We start from the raw sequence: 1852 nt of genomic DNA on the forward strand, positions 1-1852 counted from the left end.
ATGACCCACCGAGCATAAGCCCGGACTCAGAAGAATTTTTCGCGCGCTCACGCAGCTTTTTGTGCAGGCATATTCTCTGCACACTTCCATTTTTCTGCGTGTCTCCGTCAGCGCGCACGCACCCGGGCACAGGTACATCCACCGTTACGCTCGGGTTTTTTCGCACCCTTTTTGGGGCGATCCTCTTACCGCCACGCGCTCAGCATAGGCACCCCCAAACCGCCGGCACACTACTGCAACGCACCACCGTCGGAGTTTGAGAGCACCCGAGCATCCATACCTCAAGGAGCTCGTATGACACACGTACTTCAGCCGCAGGCAACCTTTCCCCGTTCCGCTTCTTCCCGCGATGCCCGCTCGCACGCCACTTCCCACGCGGCGGCGCACGTTAGTATCGCCCATCTACACTTTGCGCACCCGAGCGAACCCACACTCTTCAGCGACCTGTCGGCGGTATTTTCGGCACCTCTGACCGGGCTCATCGGCGATAATGGTTGCGGAAAATCCACCCTTATGAGGTTGATTTTGGGTGATTTGGTGCCGGATTCCGGTTCCTTGGCGGCACCGGCACGCATGGCGTATCTACCTCAAGATTTGGGTCTGGACCGAGAGCAGACCCTCGCTGAGCTCTGCGGAATCTCTGAGATTCTGTGGGCACTGCAGGCGGTGGAATCCGGCGAGTATTCCCCCGAACTCTACGAGACCATCGGGGATAACTGGGACATTGAGGAGCGCACCCTCGCGGCTCTTGCAACCTACGGTTTCACCCCGGCGACCGTGGTTGATCGTGACAACCCGGTATCGGTTCGGGCGCTCTTTGCCCGCAGCATGCGCAGCTTCTCCGGTGGCGAGGCGGTCATCGCCGCACTTGCCTCGCTGATGATTTCTGATCCAGAGTTCATTCTGCTCGACGAGCCGACGAACAACCTGGACTCCGCGGCAAAGGCGCAGCTCTTCGAAACCCTGGAGGCATTCCCCTGCCCGGCGCTCATCATTAGCCACGACCGTGACCTACTGGAGCGCGTGAACGTGATTGCCGAGCTTCATGCTGACCGTCAGGGGCTGGCTCATCTGCGCCTCTTCGAGGGTAACTACAGCACATACCGGCAGGCACTGGACACCGAACAGCAGGCGGCTCAGCGTCGCGTGAGCGAGGCGAAGAACCGGGTGCGTTCGGCGCATCGTGAGTGGGTGCAGGCGCAGGAGATTATCTCGAAGAACATGGCACAGGTCTGGAAGGACGACCAGCCGGATACGATTCTTGCCCTCACCAAGGACGCCTCACGTCAGGCGGCGGCAAAGCTTCGAGTTCTGCGCATCGGCAAGCAGGAGCAGGCTCAGGAGGCATACCAGAACGCCCAGGATGAGGTGCGCGTGCAGGAGAAGATCTACGCCGAACTGAGCCAGCAGCCCCTACCCGCGGGGCGCAAGGTACTGGAGCTGCACAGGGTTGATTCTCACCGTGTTGATTTTCGGGTTTCACGTGAAACATTTGCCATTAAGCAACCCACTAAGGTTGATTCTCTGCATTTTTCACCTGCCGAGGCTGATAGCGAGAGCAATCAGGGAACCCCGGCGGAACGCCCAGAACACCTGATTCTCAGCGGCCCCGAGCACCTGCGCATCACCGGCGCGAATGGCAGCGGCAAGACCACCCTCCTCGAGGCCATCGCCCACGCCAAAGACCCGGAGTACCGCTCCCCCGTGCAGCCCACCTACCGCGTCGGCTATTGCATCGAGGGGGCCTACATTCCCCAGCGCATTAGCCTTGACCCGGAGCTCACTCTTCTGCAGTGCGTGCAGCGGGCTAACCCCGGCGTGAGCGAACAGCATCTGCGTGACCAGCTGGCGC

The 1852-nt window shown here is 60.6% G+C and carries 1 protein-coding gene; it reads left to right on the forward strand.

Annotated elements, in window-relative coordinates:
* Nucleotides 1–294: 294 nt before the first annotated feature.
* Nucleotides 295–1852 (forward strand): ATP-binding cassette domain-containing protein (locus HMPREF2884_RS05475; RefSeq protein WP_070616210.1); only part of this gene is annotated, 1558 nt, incomplete at its 3' end.

The sequence above is a fragment of the Rothia sp. HMSC073B08 genome (genome assembly GCF_001812975.1).
Classification (GTDB): domain Bacteria; phylum Actinomycetota; class Actinomycetes; order Actinomycetales; family Micrococcaceae; genus Rothia; species Rothia mucilaginosa.